Source organism: Thalassobaculum sp. OXR-137, from assembly GCF_034377285.1.
In the GTDB taxonomy this organism is placed as follows: Bacteria; Pseudomonadota; Alphaproteobacteria; order Thalassobaculales; family Thalassobaculaceae; genus Thalassobaculum.
Genome location: NZ_CP139715.1, coordinates 4,956,434 through 4,982,086 on the forward strand (window position 1 = coordinate 4,956,434; position 25,653 = coordinate 4,982,086).

General features: G+C 58.2%; 26 protein-coding genes. 6 read left to right on the forward strand and 20 right to left on the reverse strand.

Annotated features, from left to right (window positions below; genetic code table 11):
• The first annotated feature begins 24 nt into the window (after window positions 1-24).
• A complete protein-coding gene (locus T8K17_RS22935) occupies window positions 25-192 on the forward strand; it encodes a hypothetical protein (RefSeq protein WP_175494881.1) in 168 nt (55 codons plus the stop codon).
• A 294-nt stretch (window positions 193-486) separates the two neighbouring features.
• On the opposite strand, the gene T8K17_RS22940 is transcribed toward T8K17_RS22935, so the two are convergent.
• From T8K17_RS22940 to corA, 5 genes are all read right to left on the reverse strand, one after another.
• Complete coding sequence (locus T8K17_RS22940) at window positions 487-1,470, reverse strand: replication initiator protein A (RefSeq protein ID WP_322332053.1); 984 nt, start codon at window positions 1,468-1,470, stop codon at window positions 487-489.
• Window positions 1,467-1,796 carry a hypothetical protein gene (locus T8K17_RS22945; RefSeq protein ID WP_322332054.1) on the reverse strand — a complete coding sequence of 110 codons (330 nt, stop codon included), beginning with the start codon at window positions 1,794-1,796 and terminating at the stop codon, window positions 1,467-1,469. Before T8K17_RS22945 ends, T8K17_RS22940 begins: the two co-directional genes overlap by 4 nt.
• The gene (locus T8K17_RS22950; protein WP_322332055.1) at window positions 1,780-2,478 is read right to left on the reverse strand and encodes a ParA family protein; all 699 of its coding nucleotides are present in this window, start codon (window positions 2,476-2,478) and stop codon (window positions 1,780-1,782) included. Before T8K17_RS22950 ends, T8K17_RS22945 begins: the two co-directional genes overlap by 17 nt.
• 347 nt (window positions 2,479-2,825) lie before the next feature.
• Window positions 2,826-3,632, reverse strand: coding sequence for an undecaprenyl-diphosphate phosphatase (locus tag T8K17_RS22955; RefSeq protein ID WP_322332056.1), 807 nt, complete (start codon window positions 3,630-3,632; stop codon window positions 2,826-2,828).
• Between the two features lie 84 nt (window positions 3,633-3,716).
• A complete protein-coding gene (corA, locus tag T8K17_RS22960) occupies window positions 3,717-4,634 on the reverse strand; it encodes a magnesium/cobalt transporter CorA (RefSeq protein ID WP_322332057.1) in 918 nt (305 codons plus the stop codon).
• 662 nt (window positions 4,635-5,296) lie between these two features.
• Here corA and T8K17_RS22965 point away from each other — a divergent pair.
• Window positions 5,297-6,418 (forward strand): site-specific integrase, encoded by a 1,122-nt coding sequence (locus tag T8K17_RS22965; protein ID WP_065702029.1) that lies wholly within the window; start codon window positions 5,297-5,299, stop codon window positions 6,416-6,418.
• A gap of 52 nt (window positions 6,419-6,470) precedes the next feature.
• On the forward strand, window positions 6,471-6,692 hold the full coding sequence (locus tag T8K17_RS22970; RefSeq protein WP_065702215.1) for a helix-turn-helix domain-containing protein: 222 nt from the start codon (window positions 6,471-6,473) through the stop codon (window positions 6,690-6,692).
• 112 nt (window positions 6,693-6,804) lie between these two features.
• Here the strand turns inward: T8K17_RS22970 and T8K17_RS22975 are convergent, their stop codons facing one another.
• The 7 genes from T8K17_RS22975 to T8K17_RS23005 all read right to left on the reverse strand — a co-directional run bounded on the left by T8K17_RS22975 (window position 6,805) and on the right by T8K17_RS23005 (window position 15,326).
• On the reverse strand, window positions 6,805-7,695 hold the full coding sequence (locus tag T8K17_RS22975; RefSeq protein WP_065702216.1) for an abortive infection family protein: 891 nt from the start codon (window positions 7,693-7,695) through the stop codon (window positions 6,805-6,807).
• A 26-nt stretch (window positions 7,696-7,721) separates the two neighbouring features.
• Window positions 7,722-10,316: a DEAD/DEAH box helicase family protein gene (locus tag T8K17_RS22980; protein WP_322332058.1), complete on the reverse strand. Its 2,595-nt coding sequence runs from the start codon at window positions 10,314-10,316 to the stop codon at window positions 7,722-7,724.
• A gap of 3 nt (window positions 10,317-10,319) precedes the next feature.
• On the reverse strand, window positions 10,320-12,455 hold the full coding sequence (locus T8K17_RS22985; protein ID WP_322332059.1) for a site-specific DNA-methyltransferase: 2,136 nt from the start codon (window positions 12,453-12,455) through the stop codon (window positions 10,320-10,322).
• A 90-nt stretch (window positions 12,456-12,545) separates the two neighbouring features.
• On the reverse strand, window positions 12,546-12,734 hold the full coding sequence (locus T8K17_RS22990) for a type II toxin-antitoxin system ParD family antitoxin (protein ID WP_065702032.1): 189 nt from the start codon (window positions 12,732-12,734) through the stop codon (window positions 12,546-12,548).
• A 48-nt stretch (window positions 12,735-12,782) separates the two neighbouring features.
• A complete protein-coding gene (locus T8K17_RS22995; RefSeq protein WP_083195737.1) occupies window positions 12,783-13,349 on the reverse strand; it encodes a recombinase family protein in 567 nt (188 codons plus the stop codon).
• Window positions 13,350-13,669: 320 nt separating this feature from the next.
• A complete protein-coding gene (locus T8K17_RS23000) occupies window positions 13,670-14,668 on the reverse strand; it encodes a thrombospondin type-1 domain-containing protein (RefSeq protein ID WP_322332060.1) in 999 nt (332 codons plus the stop codon).
• A 37-nt stretch (window positions 14,669-14,705) separates the two neighbouring features.
• Window positions 14,706-15,326, reverse strand: a complete 621-nt coding sequence (locus T8K17_RS23005; RefSeq protein ID WP_322332061.1) for a hypothetical protein — start codon at window positions 15,324-15,326, stop codon at window positions 14,706-14,708.
• Between the two features lie 307 nt (window positions 15,327-15,633).
• Between T8K17_RS23005 and T8K17_RS23010 the strand changes: the two genes are divergently transcribed.
• Window positions 15,634-17,232: a type IV secretory system conjugative DNA transfer family protein gene (locus T8K17_RS23010; protein WP_322332062.1), complete on the forward strand. Its 1,599-nt coding sequence runs from the start codon at window positions 15,634-15,636 to the stop codon at window positions 17,230-17,232.
• A 12-nt stretch (window positions 17,233-17,244) separates the two neighbouring features.
• Window positions 17,245-17,586, forward strand: a complete 342-nt coding sequence (locus tag T8K17_RS23015) for a hypothetical protein (protein ID WP_322332063.1) — start codon at window positions 17,245-17,247, stop codon at window positions 17,584-17,586.
• A 2-nt stretch (window positions 17,587-17,588) separates the two neighbouring features.
• Here the strand turns inward: T8K17_RS23015 and T8K17_RS23020 are convergent, their stop codons facing one another.
• The 6 genes from T8K17_RS23020 to T8K17_RS23045 all read right to left on the reverse strand — a co-directional run bounded on the left by T8K17_RS23020 (window position 17,589) and on the right by T8K17_RS23045 (window position 23,054).
• The gene (locus tag T8K17_RS23020; protein WP_322332064.1) at window positions 17,589-19,280 is read right to left on the reverse strand and encodes a relaxase/mobilization nuclease domain-containing protein; all 1,692 of its coding nucleotides are present in this window, start codon (window positions 19,278-19,280) and stop codon (window positions 17,589-17,591) included.
• Window positions 19,270-19,839, reverse strand: coding sequence for a plasmid mobilization protein (locus tag T8K17_RS23025; RefSeq protein WP_322332065.1), 570 nt, complete (start codon window positions 19,837-19,839; stop codon window positions 19,270-19,272). The genes T8K17_RS23020 and T8K17_RS23025 overlap by 11 nt, the downstream gene beginning before the upstream one ends.
• Window positions 19,840-20,294: 455 nt before the next feature.
• Complete coding sequence (locus T8K17_RS23030) at window positions 20,295-20,489, reverse strand: hypothetical protein (RefSeq protein WP_322332066.1); 195 nt, start codon at window positions 20,487-20,489, stop codon at window positions 20,295-20,297.
• 583 nt (window positions 20,490-21,072) lie between these two features.
• Window positions 21,073-21,303: a hypothetical protein gene (locus T8K17_RS23035; protein ID WP_322332067.1), complete on the reverse strand. Its 231-nt coding sequence runs from the start codon at window positions 21,301-21,303 to the stop codon at window positions 21,073-21,075.
• 699 nt (window positions 21,304-22,002) lie between these two features.
• Window positions 22,003-22,683 (reverse strand): hypothetical protein, encoded by a 681-nt coding sequence (locus T8K17_RS23040; RefSeq protein ID WP_322332068.1) that lies wholly within the window; start codon window positions 22,681-22,683, stop codon window positions 22,003-22,005.
• A 74-nt stretch (window positions 22,684-22,757) separates the two neighbouring features.
• Window positions 22,758-23,054, reverse strand: a complete 297-nt coding sequence (locus T8K17_RS23045) for a DUF736 domain-containing protein (RefSeq protein WP_065702041.1) — start codon at window positions 23,052-23,054, stop codon at window positions 22,758-22,760.
• Window positions 23,055-23,335: 281 nt separating this feature from the next.
• On the opposite strand from T8K17_RS23045, the gene T8K17_RS23050 reads away from it, so the two are divergent.
• Window positions 23,336-23,464, forward strand: a complete 129-nt coding sequence (locus T8K17_RS23050; RefSeq protein ID WP_322332069.1) for a hypothetical protein — start codon at window positions 23,336-23,338, stop codon at window positions 23,462-23,464.
• Between the two features lie 47 nt (window positions 23,465-23,511).
• On the opposite strand, the gene T8K17_RS23055 is transcribed toward T8K17_RS23050, so the two are convergent.
• A complete protein-coding gene (locus tag T8K17_RS23055; RefSeq protein ID WP_322332070.1) occupies window positions 23,512-23,697 on the reverse strand; it encodes a hypothetical protein in 186 nt (61 codons plus the stop codon).
• Between the two features lie 77 nt (window positions 23,698-23,774).
• The gene (locus tag T8K17_RS23060) at window positions 23,775-25,607 is read right to left on the reverse strand and encodes a ParB/RepB/Spo0J family partition protein (RefSeq protein WP_322332071.1); all 1,833 of its coding nucleotides are present in this window, start codon (window positions 25,605-25,607) and stop codon (window positions 23,775-23,777) included.
• Window positions 25,608-25,653: the final 46 nt, after the last annotated feature.

Genomic DNA, 25,653 nt, shown 5'->3' on the forward strand with positions numbered 1-25,653 from the left:
GCAACGCAAACAGGAGTAAGTTGAATGGACGCCATACGTTGGGTTTTTGACAATTTGGTGCTGACAATCATTCTGGTCGTCGGCTTCATCGTCGCGATCAACCTGCTTTTCATGAAGAAGAACAAGGAAGTCTTCAACCGTGAAAAGGAACGCACTATCGCTCGGCGTCGAGCGGAACGGGGTGAGGACTGACCGGCACCCGATCAGGCCGAGTTATCCACAAGCCGAAATCGCGAAATCGCGTTTTTATAAGTTTTAAATAGGTTTTAATAAGTTTTAGGGGTCGAAAATCGACCTCTAAACAAGGCTGGTTGCGGGTTCCAAAGTATACAATGTCCGCAATCTCCACTTTTTTGTCCGCAATCTCCACTCGAATGTCCGCAATCTCCACTTTTTTGTCCGCAATCTCCACCGGACTGCACTTGTAGAACCGACATTATCCACATTCGGTTGGATCATAGTGGAGATTGCGGACAATTGTTATGTCTAACCCGTCAGGATTTGGGGACGGCAACGCATGCAAAGCTGTGGCCCTTCGATGCCAGAAACTTCATAGAGCTCATATCCGGGGAGAGCGTTGTCAGCGATCAGAGCACGTAGATCATGCGTGAATTTGTTCAAGGGGCGCGTCGATCCGCTTCGCGTGTGAACGGATGCAAAGGAATAGATAGCCTCGTTTTTGCCTGCCGCCTTGCGAGCAAGGCGGTAGACAAACCGCGCCAGGCCTTTCTTCAACAGGAAGTAATCCGGATCAACGGTCAAAACCTCCGGATTGGTGTGCATGGTCACTGCGTCGTACATCCAGTCGGGGATGATGATCTCGACGGTCCCGATCCTCCCGGTATCCGTCTTGGAAATAACATCCGCACCTGCGATGAGAGGAAAGTAGCCTGTACGACGGGACTTTTTAGCGCCTGTGTTCTGAGCTATTTCAATGAATGTACCTTGAAGGCGGCGCAGCGCCTCTGCCAACATGTCGTAAGAGCAACCGCCTCTGGAGACACGGCAGAACTTGAAAATTTCGACGCTGCTGGGACGAAAGAACTTCGCCGGTTTGGGCACTCGGCCTTGCCGATATAGGCGTGTCTGCTCCGCTAGATGGCTGACCATCATCAACACGATGTCATAGTCCATGATCGTCGCCATGCCATGGGCACCACCGGCCACGGTGATCGTAACGCCGGGCAGCTCGTGTCGAATGATGTCGCCTTTGCGTGTCTGGCTTTTGGCCAGACGGAAGACGGCGATGTCCATCAGGTCGAGACCGTCCTTGATCGGGACGTCCTGAATCGTCGGGACAAAGAAATCGGGCTGGTTGTCGTTTGCAGGCGGCTTGCGAAATACGCCAGTGGCCTTCGCAACAGCATCTCCGGGTCCGATGTCCAGAATATCGCCAAGAGAGCCTAGGCGCTTCCGCAGGCTGGCATCTCGCACTGAAGCCGTATCCGACGTTTTCTTGGGTGCGCTCATTTAGCTGTGCGCTCCTTGCCACGCTCACGCTCAAATGATTCCAGCATCCGTTTCAGCAGCTCCTCGCCGCTGGCGACGTCAAGCTCATAGGCAAGCCGCCAGAACCGGTCCTTAATCTCGGGGCGGGTCGCGATGTTCAGCTGCGCGGTGCGTGGTGACGGGCGGCGATAGCAACGTCCGTCGAACGGCATGGGTTGGTGCCCCTCTCGGGCGGTGAAGCCGAGCTCGGATGCAGCCTGACGGGCAACGCCGGCATCGCTGCGATTGGCGGATTTGGGTTCAAAGTCATCCAGATTGAGGGCGGGTCGGTTACGCGGCTCTGCCATCGTTGGTCTCCTTGCTTTTCTTGATTGTGTCGATGACGGCGGCGGCGACCGCCTCCGCATTTTCTATTGCGGCCTCCGGATTGTGGGCCTCCGCCCGGCTCAGATCGTAGATCGTGCCGCCGAACTGCATCATGGCCCGGAATGCGGCCCGCTCGGTGAGCTCGATAGGCAGGACAGGCACACCGTTCTGCGCCATGGCGTCCTGAAGATGGGCAAGGTCGCGGGAACGGATCGCCGGCGACGTGGCCGTGAACAGGACGGCATGGGGAATGACACGCCGATAGGCTTGCTCTTCCCGCCGGATCAGACTGATAACACGGGCGGTTTGGTCGGCATCGAGCTGGCTGCCACGCATCGGCACGATGACCAGATCCGCCCGGCCGATGGCATAGGACATGGCAAGGTTGGCGGAGCCTTCCAGATCGACCAGAACGAAGGCGCTTCGGGCAGCCGCCTCGTCGATGGCGTCAAGGATGGAGGTCTCACCGAGATCGGGTACGATGTCGAGGGAGGCTGGCAAACGCTCGGGGTCTCGGGCCGCCCATGCCTTAATGGGCTGGTTGGGATCGGCGTCCAACAGGGAGACGGTCGAACCCGCTTGGGTCAGAACCTGGGCGATTGTGAGAGCGGAGGTCGTCTTGCCGACGCCGCCCTTTGAATTGGCGAATACAATTGTTGGCATTTTTTCTTTTCAGAATACCAAACCCCGCAATCGCCAAGCAAGAACATATTCACTATTTGTTCACTGCACGGCCAAACACGGGTCATCGGCTTGGCGCCCGGCGGAGACTTCCAAGGCGGGCACGTCATAGAGCGTAGGCATGGAATAGGCAGCTATGCGCCACCTAGGCACTAGTCATGGCTTGCCGAGTGGCGTGCTATTTGCCGTGATCGGTACGAGGAGTCGGCCGCTTTCATCGGATAGTTCAAGGGTACTAACAATCACAGTCTGCATTGCTAGGACATTCGGGCAGCTCGCTCGGGTGCTGCTTCAAGATAACGGCCGATAACAGCGCGCGTCGAGTTGCCTTAGACGTAAATCCAAACGAGCAAAAAGACACCAAGAATGAGCCGGTAGACGACAAACGGCATAAAGGTCGCTCGCCGCAACCAACTCATCAGAAAGGCAATGGCCAACAACGCGGCGATGAATGAGAACCCGGCCGCGATGATGGCATCACCCTGAAGGGCCGCATCACCTGATTGCCACAGATCCACACCAGCCATCGTACCGGCGGCGGCCGTCGTCGGGATCGAAAGGAGAAGCGAGAACCTTGCCGCCGCCTCTCGGCGGAATCCGAGAAGCAAGGCGGCTGTCATGGTGATTCCGGAGCGGCTCACGCCGGGCACCAGCGCCAGGGCCTGGGCAAGGCCGATCAGAACGGCGACACGCAACGTCATTCGGTCAAAGGCGAGGCCCGTCTGGGCCGCAACCGAACGGTCGGCAACCCAAAGCAAAACGCCAAATCCGATGGTAGTCACGGCAATAAGGAGTGGGTCACGCCAATCAGTCGCGACGGTGGACGCAAGCGCAAACCCAGCGAGGACGACAGGCATGGTGGCGAGGGCCACCTGTAGCGCCAGCCGCGCGTCACTGGTTTGGGTATTGCCACGCAAGAGTTGGAAACCGCCCTGCACCATTGCAGCGGTTTCACGGTGGAAGTAGAGCATGACGGCTGCCAGTGTGCCGATATGCATGGCGACGTCGATTGCCAGTCCCTGATCCGGCCAGCCTGTTAGAGCGGGAACAAGAATGAGGTGCGCCGAGGAACTGATGGGCAGGAACTCGGTAATGCCCTGCACCACGGCGAGCACTATCAATTCAAACCAACCCATCAGCACAATGCCTCAGAGAGATGTGCCACGGCGCAGCGGAGGACAGGTAACGAAGAAGGAATCATTCCAGAATTCTCCGACGAATTACAGCCAGCCGCGGCGCTTGAAATAGACATAAGGCAGAATGGCGGAAGCGATCATCAGGCAAATTGCGAAGGGATAGCCGACCAGCCATTTCAGTTCGGGCATATATTCGAAGTTCATACCGTAGATCGAGGCGATCAGTGTCGGCGGCAGGAAGACGACCGCTGCCACCGAGAAAATCTTGATAATCGCATTCTGCTCGATATTGATCATGCCGAGCGTGGCGTCGAGCAGGAAGGTAACCTTCTGGGACATGAACCCGGAATGATCGGAGAGTGACCGGATGTCGCGCGAAAGTGTTTTGATCCGTTCACGCGAGTCCTTGCTGCTTTTCTGCTGGAGAGTCGCCTGCCCGAGATACCCGGCTAGCCGTTCCAGCGTCACCAGACTGTCGCGGACGTTAGAGGTCAGGTCTCCCTTGCGGCCGATCGACTCGATGATAGTCTGAAGGTCCGCACTTTTCGTGGGCTTGCCACTTGTCTTTCGGAAGATGCTACGGGAAATTGCGTCGATGTCGCGCCCGGCGCGCTCAAGTATATCCGCCAGCCTGTCCACCACGGCCTCAAGCAGCGCAATCAGCACACCTTCAGCTGTGTCGCAGCCCATTGCGACCTTTTCAGCACGAACTGGAAAGGTCCGGAAGGCGCGCGGTTCGTGGTAGCGCACGGTAACCAGGTGCGTTGCCGTCAAAACGAACGTCACAGGGTGCATGTCCACATCGTCGCCATCGGCGTTGGCCGGCAGAATCGCTGTCATGAAGGACGCACCATTTTCCGTGTAGAGGCGAGAGGAAATCTCGATTTCCTCCATCTCCTCCTTGGTCGGGATGTCCAAGGCCAGTTTCTGTTCGAGTTCCGCTTCTTCGGCTGAAGATGGATCGACCAGATCGATCCACACCGCATGCCCGACGTCATCCACCTTTTCTCCTAGCGGTTTCAGACGTCCAGCGTCGGTGGCAAAAGATCTCATCATGGCGAATTTCCCGGATGTTAGAGGGGAACGCCGTGAAGGCGCCTTTGGTTATCGTGTTACTGCATTTTAATGTTATTTGTTTGAAATAACAAAATATTAGCTAAGAAAATACGAAGACGATCAAGTCGGATTTCGATCTCGGTGGTCGGCGGCAGTTCATAGGCAGCCCCCAGGTGAACGGGTGCCGGTAGTGTCGCTGGATGCAATCGGAACAAGGCGCAATCTGATAGTCGATCTGTTGACCGATGATCAGGACCCTTTGTTGGCTGTGATGGAAACAAGTGGGGAGCAACTGCCCCTAAAGTGCCCCTGAACAGCAAAAAGCCCCGATCCGAAGATCGAGGCTTTTTTGTTTTTTGCTGTATTATCAGCTAGATAGTTGGTTGCGGGAGTAGGATTTGAACCTACGACCTTCAGGTTATGAGCCAAGCGAAAACCTATTTTTGGCACAATTCCCCAACAATTCTCAACACTCATATAGCTGTTATTGCTTATATTTTTTACTCACCACGCTTGGCCATCATTGAGGTTTGTTGATTGTCACTGTGCCAAAAATGTGCCAAAAACGCTTTGGGCACATTCACTCAGTCCGGCTCCCGAGGCACCCCATGGCGACCATCCAGAAGCGCGAAGGCAAGAAAGGCCCGTCCTATCGGGTCATGGTTCGGATGAAGGGGTTCCCCGACCAGGTACGTACCTTCAAGCGCCTAACGGACGCCAAGCAATGGGCGCAAGAAACTGAGACGGGCATCCGCAAGGGCGAGTTCAAGAATGTTGTGCGCACGGCAGCGAGCAAGACCCTTCAGGACGTGATCGACCGGTTCCGCAAGGAAGTGTTCATCCATCGTGCGGAGACAACCAAGCGGGCGGAAGCCTCCTTCGTCGCCCATTGGGAACGGGAGCTTGGCGGCTATGCACTTGCCTACATCACAGCAGACCTGATCAGCGAGAAGATGGGTGAGCTGGCAGCGGCGGGCGATGGTCGCCGCAAGCTGACCGATGACGAAAAGCCGAAAAAGCCGCCCCGCCCCAAGAGCCCGAAGACGCTGAAACATTACCGCGACACGCTGGCCATGCTGTTCAAGTATGCCATGCAGTGGGGCTGGACCGGCTCAAGCCCATTGGACGGGGTGAACCGGATAACGAAGATCAGGAACGAGCGTGCTCGATTCCTGAGCGACGATGAACGCAAGCGACTGCTCGACGCCTGCAAGGCCAGCGATAACGAGCACCTTTATCCCGTCGTGGTGTTTGCCCTGTCAACGGGCGCACGGAAGGGAGAAATCCTCGGCCTGACACTTAGCGATCTCGACCTGGCTCGCGATACGGCCATCCTGCGGGATACCAAGAACGGCGATACGCGCGCTGTGCCGGTCGTGCATCACCTTCGCGACGTGTTGACTGAGCAAGTCGCCAAGATAGACGCCTTCTACGACGCGCTGGAAGATCAACCCAAAACCCGCTGGCTGTTCCCCCGTCGGGATGGGCTGGAGCCCATGGATATCCGCAAGGCTTGGGAGAATGCGCGGGATGCGGCCAACCTGGAAGACTTCCGCTTCCATGACCTGCGGCATTCCACGGCAAGCTACCTTGCCATGAATGGCGCAAGCCTTGTGGAGATTGCCGACATCCTCGGGCATCGGACGCTTCAGATGGTGCGGCGGTATGCGCACTTGTCCGAGAGCCACGTGAAGGGTGTCGTGACGCAATTGAATGAAAAGCTTTTCTGAGGCATAAATTAGGTTCCTGCTCTTTATAGGCCCCGAGACCATGAGGTTTACCATGGTGGATTACAGGGACCTGGCGACCGTGAAGCAGGTAGCGGTGGAAGCACCGTTCATCACGGAAGCCACGCTGCGCTGGTGGATATTCCATGCGGAAACGAATGGATTGAAGCCTGCGCTACTGAAGATCGGTGGCCGCGTCTACATCGACCGCGCCGAATTCAACAAGTGGCTGGAGGGTCAGCGTATGGCTCCGAAGCCGTTGAAGACTGCGGCCTGACAAGGCCCCCTTCCTCGACCGAAGCCCCGTCAGTAATGGCGGGGCTTCTTTCTTCATATGAGAACGACCGCGTCACGGCGGCCATTTCATCAAATACCTGTTGCAAAAGCTTTTAGGTGGGTTCGTCGTGGCGGTGCAGAGTCCGAGATGGAAATTTGCGTTGCCAAGTCTCGATCAGGAATAGCGCGACCGTGCTGGCCGCATGAATAGCCAATCTGGCGATACGGGCATCGACGCGAGCATACCCTTTCTCCCGACCGTGCGCATCGCCAGCGTGTGTTCGCAGGGCTCCGACCCCTTGGATGACCGTTGCAAGCCCGCCCAAAGTCGTCCGCACATCTGCCGCGATTTGTTGGTCCAAGTCAGACCGGTCGGGGCTCAATGCCAAGGGTTGTTTAACCGCGTTGAAAAGCCCGGAGACGTCCTTCTTTGCCGGAAGCGGCTGCCCTAACTCGATCAAGATTGAGCGGCACACGCTTTCTATTGTCGAACATGCCGCCGTAATTGCGTCCTCTGGATCGGAGTCGATGCTGCCCAGGGCGCGTTCAAGATCGAGCTTCACTGTGTCAAAGCTGATGGTCTCCGCAACGCCTGAGAGCGTTGCGATGACTGGTGTGGAGTGACCTGCGACCACCAGTCGGACCTTGGTGCCCTGCTGCTGAATCTCAAAGCCATCATAGCGCAGCGCGTTGTTCAGATATTCGAGGACAGCGGTATGCCGTGGAGGGTCGTGGGCAAAATCTCGGGGGTCGGCAGCAGCCTCAATGACCCTCGGGAAAACCGCTGAAGGCTCGAAGCCCCGATTGATATCCAGAAGGCAATCGACCAATGACGGCACGCGGGAACCGCTCACGCGAAAATCAACGTTGCAGGCGCGCATGAATTTTTCAATTTTGGGGCCGCTGCGGTAGATTCCAATTGGCGGCGTCGGGTCGTTTCCACCGCCGCCGCTGATGACTTCAGCTATGGCGTCAATGCTCTGCGGCGAAAGCGGAAAAGGCACCGCGTCCTCCTGCAAACTGGTAATAGCTACATGACGTAATCATGCGCCACCTCGCTATCGTAAACCTCCTTCACCGTCGCTGCGGATTTGACCGCCGCTCGGGCTGAAGCCTCCGTCAGGTCGATAGTGCGAAAGGTCCCGCCAACTTCGGCGACAACCTCGATGCGCCGGTATGTGCCCGCGTTAGCTTCAGCGTACTCCGCCAAGCCCTTCAGCTTCGGAAGAGCGTCACCAAACTGAATGCCGTGGGGATCGACGATATCAGCGACCACCGTGCCGTCGTCCAGCTGCGCAAAGAAGATGAAGTCTGGCCGAACTATTTTTATGTCGCCGCCTTCTTCATAGGTTACGCCCAAGGAATCCTGGCTGGCGCGGGCAGGGTTTCGATACCAGGCGACGGTGCCGTTGCGCTCCAGCTCGGCCTTGACGACCTTGCCTTCCCATGAATTGAAGTCGCCGGGGAAAAGGCCATCCTCATCGCAAAGCATGTGCCTTTCGAAGCGTGGTAGCGCCTCTTCGGTGCCGTCGGCCTTGCGCGCCGTTGTCATCTGAAGCCAAGTGTTGGGCCGTGCAAGATCGACGTCTAGCGGATCAGCGCTCATTTCCCGGATTTGGCGATAGACGTCTTGACGTTCATCGGAAAGGCTCTTGATTTGAACCCGGTAATTGGTCAGCCACTGGTTTGACAGCTTCTCCGCAGCCGTCTCAAGATCGTCCTTCAGATCAGGGACAAGCCCAAGCGCGGCGATCACGGTATGAGCCTCGATCAGCGCTTCCTCGGGATCTTCATCCTCGTCGGCTTTGCTAGCCAGGTGTTCACTGTAGGTCGTGGCAAGGTCAGGGCTGATAACCCGCGCCGCGCGCTTGTATGCGTCTTCGATGACGGCGTAGTCGGCAGCTTCGACAAAATCGTCGAACGTCATTTCCTTGGTCTCGACATCAGCCTTCACCGTCTTTCCTTCAACGGTCAGCACTGAGTCGCGGGCTTTCTTGATTTCTTCGGCGTATCGGACTTGTGCGCCGTCCAGAACCTTGTGCAATTCGGCATGCGCCTTCTTCCCGGCATCAGGCAGAAGCGCATCAACTGCCAACTCGTGGGCAAGCGCCGTGAGCCGCTTGACCGGGCGAGCCTGCCGCTTCGGCAAGGTTTGCGACGGCAAGGAAAGCAGCTTTTGCCAAACGTCCTCGGAGATTGCCGGATTGGGCTTCATTTCTCGCGGATTGATCAGCACGCGCCGACCTGGCAGTTCCTCGCCAGCTTCCCCGCCTGACATGAGCGCAGCGACAACGGCCTCAACCGATTTCTTGTCAAAATGCGGAAGCAGGCAATCGACCGCGTTAAGCCGGTCGTTACCGGGGATACGCCGTGCCAGTGGCGTGCGCACCATGCGACCGAGAAGCTGGGTGATGTGGGTCTTGTCCGTTGCCGCCCGGAAGGAAACCATGACTTCCGCACGCGGGCAGTCCCAACCCGTGCTGATGGCATCTTTGGCAATCAGAATGCGCACCCAATCGGATTCCTGAACACGTTCAGGCGGGATGTAGGGGGCCGTGTGTCGGCCAAACGTCTCGGTTTTGTGTTCACCGAAAACGTTGGCAATAGAGTCGTGCTGAAGCTCTGGCCATTGCTCGAAGATCGTGTCGAGCCATAGGCCGATTTCGTTGTGGTCCGGGGAATTTGGAACCTGTAACACCATGAGGGGCAGGACGGTATCGGCGTCGTCCTGCTGCTTGGCGTACTCCGCCCAGGCATTCGAGATATCACTCAGCTTGGCCGTGCCGCGACGCAGAAGCACGGTTGAAAAATCGCCGGTCTCGTCGGGGACATCGAGGTTGATCGTGTCCTTCAGAAGCCCCGAATCCTGCACCTTCTTTGCATCGACGATGACATTCGGCAGCGTGCCACGGTCCTGCATCCCTGCAACGGCATCGTTGAACCGTTGAACGGTCGCGGAGATACCCCAGACAATTGGGATACCGGGCACCGCGCCTGAGCCGTTGATGAGCTGCTTGACGATTGTCGGTTTGCCGTCGCCGTTGGACCGACCACCCTCTTTCATCCCGCGATGAGCTTCATCGAGGATGAGGTAAAGGGTCAGGTCGGGATCTTCGATGGTGTTCTGGATCGTATCCCAGATCGTATGCGACCGCATGTCAGGCATGATGCGCTGGCCGTCCGCCGTTTCCAGCGCCGGGTCGTTGGGATCGTGCCCGCGAACCAGAAGGCTGTTCTTGGAGAGCTTCTGGGTGTTCAGGAAGTAAATCTTGCCCGGCTGGAATTTCTCTCCAGCGAAGCTGTTCCCGACGCTGACCAGATCGGAGATGGTGAGCTTATCGGACGCTTCCTGAAGCCGCCAGCGGGATTGCTCGTTCAGAGACGGGTCATCGCTGAACCAGATCACCACGGCACCTGGATCAGCCTCGAAGTCGAAATCGTCGTTACCGTAGAAAAGGGATTCAAAGACTGCCGCCGCCATGACGGTCTTACCCGCGCCGGTCGTCGCCGTCAGGGAGAAGGCGTGCTTGTCACGGTCTTCATGCCAGCGTTTGCGGGCTTTCTTCAGCCGCTCCAGAACCTCTTTGACGGCCTCGTCCTGATAATCCTTCAGCGTAAACTTCATGACTCAGCGCCCCATCGAGAATCGGAAATTGGTCAGATACGACTCGTAGAGCCGAACTGGCTCGACGGCATCGGGCAAATGGCGCGTCACGGCCTGGAAGCGTCGGTCGTCATCCGTCACGATATAGGCAATGCGAATGGTGCCCTTGGCCTCGACTGCTTTGCAAAAGGCGGTCGCCTTGTCCAAGTCAGTTAGCAGACCGTAAGTGTTCGCCACCTCCCAACCGTTGGCTGGGATTGCGTCGATCCGCCTGCCTTCGCTGCCTGCCCGCATCCACAGGAGCGGCGCAACGCGCGCGAACGCGCGATTGTGGCTGATCGCAACCGGCGTCTCATAGGTCAGGGTGAAGAACTCGGCGTTTTCCTCAAACCCCTCGGCCATGGGGAATTCGTCCGTGAACTTGTAATCGCCCTTGATGGGGTCGCCGTCTGGCGTCTTTCCAGTGATCGCAGCGGCGATTCGGGGCTTGGTGATGTAGTCGCAAATGCCCCATTTCTCCCAATCGGGATCACCTGGCCGCAAGCCGGCCTTGCGTAGCGAGGATTGTTCGTCGGCAGCAACTTCGTTGTTTGTTACCGAGATACACTGGCGGCGACCACCATCCTGCCGGTTTAGCCGCATGACTGCGTGAGCTGTTGTGCCGGACCCACTGAAAAAATCCAGAACTACCGCTCGTTTCCTTTCGACAACAAAAAATCGCAGGACATCTTCGACTGCGTACAAGCTCTTAGGGAACGGAAATCGCCTTTGGGGAATTATTTTTATAAGCAAGCGACTACCGTACTGTGTTGCGTCATGTGATGGGATAGACCACTGAGTTGAAGGTATCGCCAGTACGTTTTCACCAGATGTTTCATTTTCAGAGAGCATCAAAGCCCCATCCGGCCCGATTCCTAGCGACTCGTACTCACCGCTTTGAACTTTCTTCCACTCGCCAGGCTTCAGATAATAGACTGTGAATCCCTTATCTTGGTCTCCGCCTATCTTTACGCGCCCTTGGCCGTGATAACTTCTCAGGGTGTCAGGCGACACTTGCCAGCGTCCCTCGGTCCCATCTTTCCGAATTGGGAGAATCGGTGTGCTTCCTATCGGGCCGGGAGCCGGAGTTGAGTCACCCGGCGATAGCGGTTCGCCTATATCAACAACAGCTTTGCTTTCCTGGTCCACGTAGATTGCGTAAAATCCCCCAGGCGAGTCCTTGCGTTGCGCAGCTGTGCCAGAGCGCCTTAGCAAGTCCCAACGGGCTTTGCCGGTGTGGGTGCGACCTTTTGAACTGACCCAATCGCGGCTAAGCGGAAGGCGCCCAGGTGCGATTGACCCAATCATCACAACGAAGACGTATTCATCAATCCGAGCAAATGAACCTGTTCGAGCCTGGGCAGCAGGGTTAATCGAGGACGATATCATCTGAATTCGCGCCTCTGGAAAGGTTTGCTCAAGAAGCAACCCCAGTCTCAAACATTCCTTTTCATCAATAGTGACAATAAGCACTGAAGACTCGGCGCTAAGCAAGTCGCGAGCGACTTTAAGCCTGCGCTCAATAAATGCGAGCCACTTAGAGTGACGATAAAGATCTTCCTCTCCAACGTAATCGTTGTTGTACTTCCAATCGCGCGCCCCAGAATTATAGGGTGGGTCAATGTAGATTACGTCGATCTTACCCCGATGCGTAAATGTCAGTGCTTCAAGTGCATGGAAATTCTCGCCATTGATCACGGTGTGGAAAGGTTTATCGGCTCCGCGCTCGACTTTTCCCGTGCTGACGAGCCCAGGGTAGATGTAGTCGCGAAATTCCGCGACAACCACGAGGTCGGCAACGGGCACCTCTTGCGTTTCCGGCTCTTCCGCACCGATAAGCTCGACAATGGCCCTACGCTCCGCGCCCTTCCCGGACAGGCTCCGGACCTTCCAAAGCCGCTGATCGCCCTTCTTCGTTTCGCCGCGCGGTGGCAGGATGCGCACCTTGTCGCCCTTGCGCACAGGACGGCCCGGCAGCTCGACGCTTTCGGGGCGATGACGCTCGAAATTGAGGCCGAACGAACGGCGGGCGGACAGAACCTTGAATTCCCGTTCCAGCTCCTGCCCAAGGGACGGGTCCTTGGCTTTCGCCTGCGCAATCAGATCAGTGAGGCGTGACACGAAAATTTCCTCTCCCGGAAAAGAAATCAGCGCGCGAGGCGACCATGTAATGGTTGGCGAGAATTGTCTCGCTCATGAAATTCAGTGCGGTCATGTACACCCCTTCCCCTTATCATTTTCCTTCCGAGCCTCCGCTATCTCTGCGCGACCTTGTAAGGCGTCCTTTTCAATCAACAGCCTCAACCCCTCGCGGATGACTTCGCTCGCATTATTGTAGAGACCAGACTCGACCTTGCGCCGGACGAATTCTTCCAGCTGCGGCGTCAGCGACACGTTCATTCGGAGACTCCCCTGTTCGAAACAGGATGCGGAGATGGTCCAAAATTGTCAATCTTTGTTATTCCGTCGTCCGGCCAAAAGACGGGATACCGTCGAACGGTGAACGCCGAAGGTGCGGGCGATTTCGGCCTGGCTCTGGCCTTCTTGCATCCAGCGAATTGCCTTGCGGCGCTGGCCGCTGTTGAGGGCACGGCGGCGGCCAAGCTGGCGGCCCTGCTCACGGGCGTGGGCAAGCCCGGCGCGGGTGCGTTCCCTGATCATCTCCCGCTCGAACTCTGCCACACTGCCCAGCATCTGCATCATCATCCGGCCGGCCGGCGTTGTAGTATCGATAGCCTCGGTCAGCGACCGGAAGCCTGCTCCCGCCTTGTCGAGGCGGTCCATGATGCGCAGAAGGTCCATGAGGGAACGGGAAAGACGGTCGAGTTTCCAGACGATAACAACGTCGCCCTGTCCGACGGTATCCAGAAGCTCTTGGAGGGAGGGGCGGTCGTATCGCCCGCCAGACGCGTTGTCCTCGAAGATGGTCTCGGCTCCTGCCGCCTTCAGCGCACCAACTTGCGCAGCCGTATCTTGGCCTTCAGCTTTCGAGACGCGGGCATAGCCGAAGATCAACCGTAAATTCGCTCCATCTTTCTGCAACAAGTATTCGCAACACGTTTTCACAATATCATCAACGGCGCCCGTCTTGTTGCAAAAACGGTCTTAATCGCACGTCCACTGAATATTTCTTTGGAACCATTCTGCGCCATGGTAGATACACCCTGTGGGGCATCCACTGATAGCGTTCTTACCTCCCCTGTCTGAGATGCCACCGCCGCCACCATTATTCCGTGAACGGGGAAATCTGGAATAACTTTCGGGATTGTTCCCCCTTTTTAGGCGCTTTACTGTGTGATTCTCCCCCCCGCAGGCTTGGCCTGTTTGTACTCAACCTATTGGCCCCAGCAAAAAACACATACACCGTCAACAGAACCGCATGGGCAACATGTCTGCGTATTACACGATTGGCTTTGAGAGCAGTCGCCGCCGCAATCAGCGCAGTTAACTGATCCTCCGCCAGAGAAGTTACAACTTCGAGACCGTGTTTGAGTACCGCCACCACAGGAAGACGAGCAAGCGTCCCAACTGCCCCACGGGCTGTAATTGACAGTACCTGTTGTAACGCTCCAACCTGTACTGAGGGAGCTGACGCTGAAGGTCGTCGATCTGGTCGCACCATAGGTTCCAAGACTGGTCATTCGCAGAGCAATGGTGTCGCCAGCCTTCACATCCGCAGAAGAACCTTGGGAGGTGCCGTTGACAATAATTGTCGCACCATTGGTGGCGGTTGCCGTTCTGGTACCGAAGAAGCCAGACAAGCCAATGCCATTTGAGGTCACCGATGTCGAAAGTGCCGCATTGGTAACTGCATTAAAGGCACCACCAGCGGCTGGAGCGGCTCCGAGTTCGATCCACGAAGCGCCATCACACAGAAGCACCGTCTTCTGAGAAGACACGTACCGGAGTGTTCCCTCAGATGTGGCATTGCAAACCGCATAATCCCCAAGCTGAACGCCACCAGACAAGGTGACCTTGCCATCATCTTCTATCCTTAGATCAGGCAGGCAATCCTGTGCATCGGAATTTGGGTGATCGCCGCCAAACATCATGCCCTGTGACCCGCAATCCCCGAGGCTTGTCAGGCTTGCGTCAAGTGTTGCCCCGAGGGTGGTGATACTCCCCGCATTGGCAACAGTCTCAGCCCTTCGAAGGGCGTTTTCGTCCATGAGCATCTTGATCTGCGCATTCCCCTTGGCGCCATCGATTCCGCGATTTGGCGTTGCAAAGAACTTATTTTGCGCAGAGCCATCAAATTGAGGAGCTGCTATTAAACCTAAAGCGGTTAAACATCCTCCTATGATCGAATACCAAAAATTTCTTTTGCGGTTCATCTCATCAGGAGTCTCCGTTTCTTATTAAAAATCTGATTTATTGCCACGAACATGAGGCTAGCAGCCGACCGTGCCCTGGCAATCCAGCGTAGTCACGGCATGCAAGTTCATTTGTGAAATCAGGTGGGGGCCCAGCGCCATCAAAGCAATTCAGATAAGGTCCTTCCGGGAAGATCACCCATGTGCTCTGGTTGGAAGGTGCACGTGCGATGAGAACCTCACCGGCTCCCGTTCCTGTAACCGTTTTGGTTCTACCCGCCTGAGACGTGCAGCTAACCGAGTAGGACTTGTTTAACTCAAAGGCTGGCGGTTTAGCGCAATACAACACGCCATTCGAGCCCGTTAAGAATTCACCTAAATTACATTGTGGCAGCTCTGATTTTGCGAATTCTTTAACATTTGGATCATTCTCTTCGATACAAGACGATGTATCAGAATTAAAAAACTTCAGGTTGCGATTACACTCTTCAATTTTATTTATTTTTTGTTCTAGCGAATTGATTTTCGCATCGACCAATATTCCTAGCTCATCGAGCTTTACATCCATACGACTTACAACCCCAGAGTCTCCGATAGTCCCTCGGCCAGTAAAGGTTTGGGCTAGCACAACACCTGAAGAAAAAAGCAGAACTGTAAAAGCAGTAATTATATTTCTCATGGCCAGATCACTTCCAATAATTATTTCATTTACTTATATATCTGACCCAAATAAAACTACTGACATGCTGTCAGGTTGCAGCGCATCAAAAACTTCCGACAATCTTTATAATGAAATAACCCCAAACATTCCGGGGGTGTTGCCGACCCGATTTTGCACAATCTTTTATTCATCAAACGGGGTTTGATAAAAGGATCGGCAACTTTTTTATTGTAATACAACTGACCGATACATCAAAATAGTCAGTGAATAATTTTCAGACTCCCGCATAAGAATTCGCACAATCTATCAAATGGGAGTCTGCATTATGGGTTATTTTTCAGCCATATGGCGCGCTGTGCGCCTTGTTTTCATTGAACTGCCTTTCTGGACCATAGTCGGTGTTGGCCTATACTTGGTTTTCTACTATCTATTTTTGGCAGGTGTATTGAGTTGGGCCATCTGGGCATCGTTCCTTTCTGCCACCGTACTGCTCTTGATGGTCGTCGGCATTCGGTTCTTCGCAAGGCACAACGCCTACGGCTCCGCTGAGTTTGCCGGTCGCTCGGATGTAAGGCGCGCGGGCTTGCGCAGCTCCGGCCTCATCATTGGCAAGTCCGGCTGGCGCTTCATTCGCCACGCAAAGCCAGGTCACCTGCTCACCTTCGCCCCGACACGCTCGGGTAAGGGCGTCGGCGCCGTCATCCCAAACCTGCTAGATCACCCCGGTTCTGTGGTTGTGACTGATATCAAAGGCGAGAACCATGCCGTCACACGGGCCTACCGCGAGACGCTTGGAAGGGTCATCGCCTTCGCACCCTTCGACCCCACCCTCGGCGGTGACGGCTATAACCCGCTCGACTTCATTCGAACCTTCACGCCCAACGAGGTGGACGACGCCCGCATGATCGCGGAGATGCTGGTTGCCCCCGATGGCAAGGAAGCCAATCACTGGGAGCGGGAAGCCCGCACATTGCTGACCGGCCTGCTCCTGCATGTGGCACTTGAGCGCAAACCCCACGAGCGGAACCTCCACCGCGTCCGCGCGCTACTGATGCGGGATCGATCCGGTTTCGAGGCGGTGATCGAGGCGATGGCGGGTTCACCGCATATCGTGATTGGCACCATCGGGAGCGGCTTTTCCCAGAAAGAGGACAAGGAACGTGGTGCTGTCATCTCGACAGCACAAAGCCGCCTTGAGCCGTTCGATAGCCCGCTACTTCAGGCGGCAACGAACCACTCGTCGTTCAAGATGGAAGATCTGAAGCGGGAGACGCTATCGCTGTTCATCATCATCCCGCCGGAATATGTCGCCGTCTACCAGCCGGTCCTGCGCCTCATGGTGGGACTTGCCACTGCCGCCATGACACGGGAAGCAATGCGACCGAAACATCCGGTGCTGTTCCTGCTCGATGAGTTGCCCGCCCTCGGGCACATGCGCCCCATTGAAGACGGCATAGGCTATCTCGCCGGTTACGGCGCGACCCTCTGGCTGTTCGTCCAGGACCTCGACCAGTTGCAGAAGACCTATGTCAAATGGCGCTCGATGATCGCCAACTGTGCGGTCCGGCAGGCGTTTAACGTGCAGGACACGCAAACCGCGGAATTGCTCTCGGGCATGCTGGGGCAACGCACCGTGCGCACCCGAAGCGGCAGTCGATCAGGGCGGTTCCCATGGCTCTGGATGGCAACGAACTTCAACGAGACCGTGGCTGAAACGGGACGCCCGCTGATGTCGCCCGCCGAAATCATGCTCCTGCCTGAACACCAGATGCTGGTCTTCGTGCAGGGCTGCAAGCCGATCCTGGCCGAGAAGGTCAGGTACTTTGCAGATCGATATTTCCGCAAGCGCTTCGACGCGACCGTTTCCAACAATGACGAAAGCGCTGATCAAGGTGTCAGCGTCGCCGTCCCCCAAATTCAATGAAAGGATTTCATCATGCAATTTTTCAAAGATGCAAAGATTCTGATAGCAGCGACCTTCGTGATGTCGGCGCCATTCATCCCCTCCACTGCACATGCGGGAGCCTTGTTCGACGAGTTGCCCAGGTGCAACGCAACGATGACGGTCTACCATGTGCGCGACGGACTCCACGCCGCCGGGCCCGTGCCGGTAATCGATATTGTCGATGTCACCGAAGTTGCCGGACGATCCGATGCACAACGAAAGTGCCGGGGGACGGCCATAACGGATAGCGATCCGCGTCCCGTCACCTTCGATATCGGCTGGCACGATCCGGTGAACGGCATCCCCTATTTCCGAGGATTGCTCGAAGAGTAACCTCACTCATCGAACAGATCGAGGTCGAGCCCGAAAGGCCGGCCTCTTTCTCTCGTGCGTTCGCGCTCCAACTTCCCCTTCTTGTGCATGCGCCACGCCCGCTCCAGCTGTTCCTTTCGGTCATCAGCCAGATTGGCGCGCTTGAGCGCCTTCTCGCTCAGTCGCTCCAGTGCGCGGGCACGGGCTGCGACCTTGGCAGCCATGCGCTTGCGGAGCTGGGCGGGGCTGCCTGCGATATTCTGGATGATCTCCAGATCCCGCACGGCAGCCGCTGTTCGGCGGCGGGCCTGTTCGATCTCATGATGGGCCTGCCCATGTTTCAGGCGCGCATCCCGCAGCTTCTGGCGGCGCTGCATGATGTAGCGGAACGACTTTTTCGCCTCCGCCCGGTCCCGGGTGCGGTAATCGCCAATCCTCACCCCCTTGATCGCTCCCAACAGGAAGGGGTCTTTGCGGATTGCGTCTTCGGCTTCCTTGATGCCCAATTTTTTCTCCAGATCATCCCAACGTGCGCGGGCCTTATTCGCGTCCTTGTAGACTTTGCCCAGCCCTTCGAGGAAACTCGCCTCCCGTTTCGTGATCCAGCCTGCCTGCCGTTCCGCCTGTTTGGCGTGCCAGACTTCCTGCTGCTCGGCATAACGGACCCGGCCCGTGCGGCTGCGATAGGCGGCCTCGATCTGTATCCAGTAGCGATAATCCATGTCGGCCTGGTCGGCACGGCGAACGGCATCACCTTCCGGCGACGTGTCAATATCACCGGCAAGCATGCCTTCGACGGTGCGGCGCTCTTCCGGCTCCAGGTCACTGGTATCAAGAACCTGCTGTCCCTCCCGGTCGTCGCGGGCGATCTCGGCCGCACGGTTTGCCATGAAGTCGTCGAAGCGCTCCCCGAAGCGTTCCTCCAGCGTGTTGAACCGTACCCCCTTGCCCATGTCGGAGAGCTTGGCGAACCGCTCGCCGTCGGACAGGATCAGGCCCTGCCCCTTGCGCTCCATGGTGATGCCCTTCCGGGTCAGGCGATGGTTCAATTCGGCCCAGGTCCGGGACTGGTAAAAATCGTCCTTCAAACGGCGGCGCAGGTCGGCGGTGGCAACCTTGCCAAGGGGGATGAGCGCTTCCCGCTCTTCCCGCCGCGCCTTCCAATATTCCCCATCGCTGAGCGCGGGCGCGAGGTCATCGACGTCTCGGCCAAGCTGGCGCTCGTATTCCCGATTGCGCAGAATATTGAGCCCATGCTCGCGGGCGAGTTCGTGCACTATCCCGGTCAGCCGCCTGCCGTCCTGATGGCGGTCATAGGCGACGTGCTTTTGCGGATGGATACGGTTCACCAGAAAATGCATGTGCGGATGCTCGGTGTCCTGATGGGAATAGACCATGAGCTGGTGCTCGGTCAGGCCCATGCGCTCGATGACCTGCTGGGCCACCTTGCGCTTCAGCTCCGGCGTCACCTTCCCCGCCGCCGCGTCCTTCGGATCGAAGGTGATCATGAAGTGATAGGCGGGCTGTTTGCAGCGGACGGATTTGGCGGCAGTCGCCTCCATCACGGAAGACGCGGCACGGGCGTTGTCGGTGAAGAGATTGCGCACCTCGACAAATTCCACACGGTCGGGGCTGAGCCCCTTGATCTCGCCTGCGAGGTAAAGGGCGGATGCCCGGAAGCTCTCCGGCTGTCGGCGTGGAACCTTAAAGCGCATCCCCGCCCCCCTCATCGGGGGACGCATCGGTGTCGGGGTCCTCGTCGATCTGGACGGGCTTTTTGGCGACGGCTTTGTGGAGCGGATCGAGCACCCGGCGCATGATGGTCAGTGTCTCGTCCCGGTCGGCTGGGTCGATCTCCTTGCCCATGTTTGCCCGCCGCGCCATGGCGTTGATCGCATGCCCGATGCCGTTGATGGCCTCGATCTCCCGCTCGATCAGCGGAGCCAGATCGAAGCGGTCGGTGACACGGTTGACCAGCTCGCCGCCGACATAATTTGCCCAGGGGCCATAGGTCTCGTCGCCGGTCGCCTCGACCAGCTGACCGAGGTTCGTCGCCATGGACGTCAGCTCGTAAAGCAGCGCGTCCATGACCTTGTCGCGCTGTGGCTTGACCCGTGGTTTGATACCGAGCGCACGGCTGCGGACATAGGTGGCGAAGGGCAGCCCGACATCGATGGCGTCGCTCTGAATCTTCCGCCACTCGGCCTCGGTCAGGCGGATATAACAGACCTTGGTGCGACGCTCTTCAGGAGCCTTGGGACGCCGTCCGGCCATGGGGCTATACCTCCCCTTGTCCAAACGCCTCGCAGAGCAAGAGGGTTGCGCTTGAGACCCCGCAAGGGGGTCGAATGCCAGGCCTGTTGAACGCACAGAAATACCCGCTGGACGCCCCTCGGGGGCTGTCCGGCAGGGCAGGCCGCAGGCCGCCCGTCAGGTATTTTTGTCGATCAACATCCATCTTGCCTCCCCCCTGTCGTTCAAAAATGCTCCCCCTCTTATGGGGTCGCCCGCCAGTGGGTTAAGGATTCAAGATGACAGAACAGGCAATTAGCGCCAGAAAATCTCAACAACACTCTACGGTTTTCAGGGTGCGATTGCAAGTGTCAACAAAAGCCAACAGCCAGCAACAAAGCGGTGAGAGGTGAGGTTCTGCGAGCCTGATGGCGGCAATCGACACGCAAATGCCCCCGCCAAGGGGACCTTGCGGGGTGATTTTTGCGGGCTGTCGGCTACTCGGCGGCGGCTCGTTCGATGATCACGCTGATGCAGGTTTCGGGCGGGCGGCCCACGCTCCAGGAGATGTCCATGAACAGCCTCATGCCCAGGTCCATGGATTCAATCCCGGCCTCGCGCAGGCCGTCGCGCACCCGCGCTTCGTATTCATGTGAGTGGTATCCATGTTTGCGTTTCTTGCTCGGTAGCATCGTCTTTCCTCCTTGTCGGTTAGGGCCACGACCGTCGCGGCCTTCGTTGGTGTCATGATCGGCGTCACCGAAGGGGGTCGGGGCACCCGAAGGGCCGCAGCGCAGCGGAGGGCCTCGAACCACGACTTTCTTGTCCCGCGAGGAATGGCCGGATCGGGGTCCCCAGGCGGCCCGCCGCTGGGGTGATCGGACAGGGGAAGAAAGTCGGCAGAGAGAGGTTGCGCCGCCCACTGGTGTCGCCATGACAACCAAAAACGAAAGGCCGCCGTCGGTTGGTGGGCTGGTATGCAAGGTGGCGATGTAAGCGGGCGTGACGGAGCCATGGTGTGGTCAAACATGCGAACAGCGATGGGAATCGTCGGCTCGGCAAGTGAGGGCGGAAACGCGGTCGGACGTCACGATGGCGACGGCGTGGACTTCAGCGAGGCCGGAGCTTTGCGCGATCTGTAGCAGCAGGCGTCGTTCCAACGCCAAGGCGGCCGCACTCGTAAGCATGCGGTGCGGGTGCCGTGGGGGCATGTGCATGCAAAGGAAGCCCCACCGATGATTCGGCGGGGCGTTGCGACGAAGTGCTGATTTTGGATCAGGCGGCCATGCGCCAGTCCGTGGCGGGTCGTCTCGGGCGGCGGGCTTCCATCAGGGCGATGGCGCAGCCGATCGGGGTCATGCCGATGTCGAAGGCGGTGCTGACATCCCGATACTGTTCATCGGTAAGATCGGCTTCCGCCTCGATCAGGTAGCTGTCCTCAACGGCGATGACGTATTCGTCCCAGCTCATGTCGAATTGGTTTTCGGTGTTGCTCAATCGGGTCATGGTCTTTCCTCCTTCCGGTTTGTCCTTGCCGCGACCGCGGCCTTCCATGGGCAACGAGAGGCGGCGGCATAGGCGACCGGACGCACCCGAAGGGCCGGAACGAAGTGAAGGACAGCGAGGACCGTCTTTCTTGTTTCGCGAGGAAGGCCAAAGGCCGGGGAAGAAAGTCGGGCAGCGCCGTTGCGGAGGGAGACGCCGACGCCACGTTTGCCCAATGAGGAAGGCCCGACGGTCACGGCCAGTCGGAAGGATGGAAAACCCCCGATTGAGGATTTCAGTCACCTCGGCAAGCTGGGCGTGTCAGCGGGGTTGCTGGTGGACACGGCCATAAATCGTGGAAGCATCCCCGAGATCGTATCGGATGTTGTCAGCACTCGTTTGGAGGCATGAGCATGAGTTCGCCGCAACATGACTGGATAGCCTGGCAGAGAGCCAAGCGGAGGCGTCGCCTCGTTACCATGCGGCTTCTGCTGCTGGCATTGCTCGCCGGTTGCATCGCCGCCTTGTAGGCCCTGATCTGGAGACCAAAGGCGAACACGCCTGCCGAGGCCCGACCGCACATCGGGCATCCTCAATTGACGCCGCCTATGAAAACTCGGATGCATGAAACTGGCAGACGGTGTGCGGTCCAAGTCACCAACCCAGAGGTAACAAAAAGCCCGACGCTATTGCCAGCGCCGGACTTCAGCGGGCGACCTGTCACTCCGCCCCGTTGAGGGGACACTCGACGGGTTCGACGATATGGGGACAGTGTTCGGTGATGAAGTATCCGAAGGCATCCGCTTTGCGGAAGCCGCTCCCGATGACGAGGCTGTCATCGGTTCCGGCGATGAGCGTCCAGATACAATCGGTATCCGCTTCAGCAAGTGCCTTCAGTTCCGGTTCGGAGGTATCGAAGAGATACCCGCTGAAGGGGGCGTCTGGATGGTCGCGGTGCGGATTGGCCAGCGGCCTGAACGTCTCCCGCCAGACATCGAACGGGACATCGGATATCGCGGGAACCGATGGCGTCATGCCGTCCTCGATGTGGCGCAAGGCGGCGGCGTAGCCTTCGGCTCTGCCCTCGGCCCGGTAGCTGTCATCGACATGCTCGTCACCGAAGTTCAGGCTATGGAAGATCTGCCACATGGCATCGACGCGGGCGTCGAGGTGTTCAGCATGGCCCTTCATGGCGGAGAGCAATCCGTCGCTGCCGCCCGTCATGGACTGGATAGCGAGTGCATGCCCTGCCGCAATGCCGTCCGCCTCTTTCCATGCGTCCCAGTCATCGGGATCGTCAGTGGCTTCAGCGGCTTCGAGAAGGCGCTCAGCTTCTTCAGTCAGGCGGGCGGTTTCCGCATGCAGTTTGGTCAGTTGGTCGTCGGTCAAAATAATCGTCATGGTCAAAATTCCTGAATTAAATGTCTTGTGGTTAAGGCCGCCCGCCGAGGTGGCGGGCGGCGTTGGTGTCGTCCCTAGCGGCTCCAGATGAGGGCGAAGCCCTTGTCCTGCTGCTCGACCAGGTTGGCGTAGATCGGAGCGGCGAAGCTCGGGTCGTCCAGCTTGACCGAGATGTACTCGTTGCCGCCCTTGCTGGTGCGGTGCCAGGCCGCGCCAATTTCGACTGCACCCGCCTTGATGCGGAAGTCCGGGGCGGTGTCGGCGGTTTTCTCGACGCTGCTCACGGTGACCTTGGTGGCCTTGAGGCCAAGGGTCTGGATGGTGCCGGCGAAGCCGTTGTCGGTTTTGGTGAAGGTGCCGATGGTTGCCATGGTGATAGTCTCCTTTGTTTGGTGTCTGGGGGTCGCGCCCTTCGCGACCTTTCCATGGCCAATGTCAGAGACCGTCAAAGACCGGGCCTGCACCCGCAGGGACGTAACGGAGTGGGAGGACGGCAAGCGGGCTGTTTCTTGTTTCGCGAGGAATGCGGCAAAGCCGCAGGGGAAGAAACCGACCGAGCGCCGTTGCAGGCGCGGGCGACGGGCTCAAATGTGGCCATAACAGGAAAGGACGTGAGGGGATGCGACCGCGCCAAACATATAGGAGGCTCACCATGGCGGCCTCGATCACCGCCCCCGACAAACGGCGGCCCGCGCGCAATCCCCTTGGTCTAACCACCATGTCGCTGATGAAGCGGTACAAGAAAACGCCCGCCCTGGCTGAAGGCCAAGACGGGCTGTAATCGGCAAATGTGGCCGTCACCGTAACAGGCGGCAAACGGTCAAAATCTCAGTCGCGGCGCGTCCCGCCGAATAGCGCTCCGAACAGCTTGCCCGTCAGCCACAGGACAAGCATCCCCACGGGAATGATGAAAGGCGCACCGAGCAGCACCCAGCCCACGGCGTCGATGTTGCCCGTGACATTGGCGGCGTATGCGGCCACGGCGATAAGAAGAATGGCGGCGATGATGTGCATAAGGAAACCCTCCCAGACCAGAGAAAGAAAGGGCGGCACGGGCTGACTGCCCGCACCGCCCCTGATGCAGAAGGGGGTCAGGCGGCCACTTGCGTGGTGTCGCCCTCGCCCGAGACGGCGGGCGTGGGGTCGCCGTCCGTGTCGTCTGCATTGGCCTCGTCTGCCTCTCCTTCCTGCCACGGAAGGTCAGCCCCCTCGGTCACGGCAGGGAACCGCATGGCATCGGGTAGCCATGCATTCGCCCGATTGCGCAGTTCTTCGGGCAAGGTCGCATCGTCCTCGGCACAACGCTGGAAGTGACGGGTAAGGGCAGCGGCCAGCTGGCTCTTGCTGTAATCCTTCATCCGTCCGAGACGGGTCACCGCCCCGCTTTCCTTGGCGATGGCTTCCAGCTGGTCTTTGCGGCGGCGGGTCAGGAACGCCTCGTCGGGTGTCCAATGATCCCGCATCGACACATCCAGATCGGCGGCAACACGGTTGAACAGGCTGTCAGCCGTATCGAGCGCATCCATATTGCCCTGCCCGAAGGTCAGCGCCGTCAGCAGCAGATGCAGCTGGTCAAGCTCTCCATCGGAGAAGCTCTGCACCACCTCATAAAGGGCGGTCGGGTTCTTGACCTCGGCCAGCAACGTCTCCCATGCGGCCCGCACGGGTCGGGCATAGGATTGACGGCGATTATCCGTCACGCCTATCGCCGTCACCATGTCCTGCGCTTCCCGCTCAAGAGCGGTATAGCTGGTCGGCTGGTTGTCCTCCCCCGCGAAATAGGCCAGGGCGGGATGGGCATCGAGGTGCACCCGTCCTGTCCAGTCAAAGCCGTTCAACAGGCTGATGACGGCCACCTCCTTGGCCTTGCGGGGATTGGCGAGAAGCGCCTCCATCACGGCAAGGCTCTTGTGGGCGCTCATCATGCGGATGACTGGCCCTGAATATTCGGGCCGCTCCTTAGGGGCGGTCGGTGCGTCTGCGGTTTCTTCCGCAACAGACGGGGACACGTCACGGCGCACCAGCCCTTCCCTGACCTCGACACGGCCTAACGGCTTGAAGTGAATGACCACCCCGCTTTGTTCGTCTTCCTCGGCCTCACGATACTGCCACCACGGAGCATAGCTTTCGGTCAGAACCTCGACAAAGGCGGCATTTTCCCTGTGGTGTTCGGCAAGAGCGGCGACAGCCGCTTGTTGCAGGATGAAGAACCGCTCCACGTCATCGAAGACGGTGTTGTCGTCATCGGCGAACAGGTCGGCGGTGAAACTGCCCTCGTAGAGTTCCAGCGGAAAGATGGCGAGGGACACGGCGGGCTTCTCGCCCGTCAACAGGCGGCGCAAGTCGTCGCCGTCATAGTGATAGCCCTGCTCCAGTCGCTCGATAAGCACCCGTTGCTGGTCATGGGTGCCAAGCGTCAGCGCCTCGGCTGCGGCAAGGGTAATCTCACCCTCCCGCACCAGCGCCTTCACCTCGTCACAGAGAGAGGCGAGCGCCACACGGCGCTTGACGGTCAGCACCGAAACCCCCGCCTTGGCGGCAACATCCTCAAGGGATGCGCCCGAACCCAACAGATTGGCGAAGGCTTCGGCCTCGTCCATGGGGGCAAGCTGTTCACGCTGGATGTTCTCGACGGTGGCGAGCCGCAAGGCATCGGCCTCGCTCAAATCCCCCCGCACCTCGACGGGCACGGGATAATCCTTGGCGATTGCGTTCCGCTCGACTAACAGGGAGAGCGCCCGATAGCGCCGCTCGCCCGAAACAATCTCGAACTTGCGCCCCTTCTTGCGCACCACAAGGTTTTGCAACAGGCCATCGGTCAGGATGGATGCGGCCAACCCTTCAAGGGCGGTTGCATCCATGCTGCGGCGGGGGTTGCCCTCGGCGGCGGTGATTTTGGTCAGCGATATGGTTTGAATGGTCATTGTCGTATTCCTCATATTGGTCTGGTTGCCCCCAGCCCTGACCGTC

Excerpts from the sequence above, each read along its gene's own strand:
- T8K17_RS22935 (WP_175494881.1), top strand. The coding sequence starts at position 25 with ATGGACGCCATACGTTGGGTTTTTGACAATTTGGTGCTGACAATCATT.
- T8K17_RS22940 (WP_322332053.1), bottom strand. The coding sequence starts at position 1,470 with ATGAGCGCACCCAAGAAAACGTCGGATACGGCTTCAGTGCGAGATGCC.
- T8K17_RS22945 (WP_322332054.1), bottom strand. The coding sequence starts at position 1,796 with ATGGCAGAGCCGCGTAACCGACCCGCCCTCAATCTGGATGACTTTGAA.
- T8K17_RS22950 (WP_322332055.1), bottom strand. The coding sequence starts at position 2,478 with ATGCCAACAATTGTATTCGCCAATTCAAAGGGCGGCGTCGGCAAGACG.
- T8K17_RS22955 (WP_322332056.1), bottom strand. The coding sequence starts at position 3,632 with ATGGGTTGGTTTGAATTGATAGTGCTCGCCGTGGTGCAGGGCATTACC.
- T8K17_RS22965 (WP_065702029.1), top strand. The coding sequence starts at position 5,297 with ATGGCGACCATCCAGAAGCGCGAAGGCAAGAAAGGCCCGTCCTATCGG.
- T8K17_RS22970 (WP_065702215.1), top strand. The coding sequence starts at position 6,471 with ATGGTGGATTACAGGGACCTGGCGACCGTGAAGCAGGTAGCGGTGGAA.
- T8K17_RS22980 (WP_322332058.1), bottom strand. The coding sequence starts at position 10,316 with ATGAAGTTTACGCTGAAGGATTATCAGGACGAGGCCGTCAAAGAGGTT.
- T8K17_RS22990 (WP_065702032.1), bottom strand. The coding sequence starts at position 12,734 with ATGAACGTGTCGCTGACGCCGCAGCTGGAAGAATTCGTCCGGCGCAAG.
- T8K17_RS23000 (WP_322332060.1), bottom strand. The coding sequence starts at position 14,668 with ATGAACCGCAAAAGAAATTTTTGGTATTCGATCATAGGAGGATGTTTA.
- T8K17_RS23005 (WP_322332061.1), bottom strand. The coding sequence starts at position 15,326 with ATGAGAAATATAATTACTGCTTTTACAGTTCTGCTTTTTTCTTCAGGT.
- T8K17_RS23010 (WP_322332062.1), top strand. The coding sequence starts at position 15,634 with ATGGGTTATTTTTCAGCCATATGGCGCGCTGTGCGCCTTGTTTTCATT.
- T8K17_RS23015 (WP_322332063.1), top strand. The coding sequence starts at position 17,245 with ATGCAATTTTTCAAAGATGCAAAGATTCTGATAGCAGCGACCTTCGTG.
- T8K17_RS23020 (WP_322332064.1), bottom strand. The coding sequence starts at position 19,280 with ATGCGCTTTAAGGTTCCACGCCGACAGCCGGAGAGCTTCCGGGCATCC.
- T8K17_RS23025 (WP_322332065.1), bottom strand. The coding sequence starts at position 19,839 with ATGGCCGGACGGCGTCCCAAGGCTCCTGAAGAGCGTCGCACCAAGGTC.
- T8K17_RS23030 (WP_322332066.1), bottom strand. The coding sequence starts at position 20,489 with ATGCTACCGAGCAAGAAACGCAAACATGGATACCACTCACATGAATAC.
- T8K17_RS23035 (WP_322332067.1), bottom strand. The coding sequence starts at position 21,303 with ATGACCCGATTGAGCAACACCGAAAACCAATTCGACATGAGCTGGGAC.
- T8K17_RS23040 (WP_322332068.1), bottom strand. The coding sequence starts at position 22,683 with ATGACGATTATTTTGACCGACGACCAACTGACCAAACTGCATGCGGAA.
- T8K17_RS23045 (WP_065702041.1), bottom strand. The coding sequence starts at position 23,054 with ATGGCAACCATCGGCACCTTCACCAAAACCGACAACGGCTTCGCCGGC.
- T8K17_RS23050 (WP_322332069.1), top strand. The coding sequence starts at position 23,336 with ATGGCGGCCTCGATCACCGCCCCCGACAAACGGCGGCCCGCGCGCAAT.
- T8K17_RS23055 (WP_322332070.1), bottom strand. The coding sequence starts at position 23,697 with ATGCACATCATCGCCGCCATTCTTCTTATCGCCGTGGCCGCATACGCC.
- T8K17_RS23060 (WP_322332071.1), bottom strand. The coding sequence starts at position 25,607 with ATGACCATTCAAACCATATCGCTGACCAAAATCACCGCCGCCGAGGGC.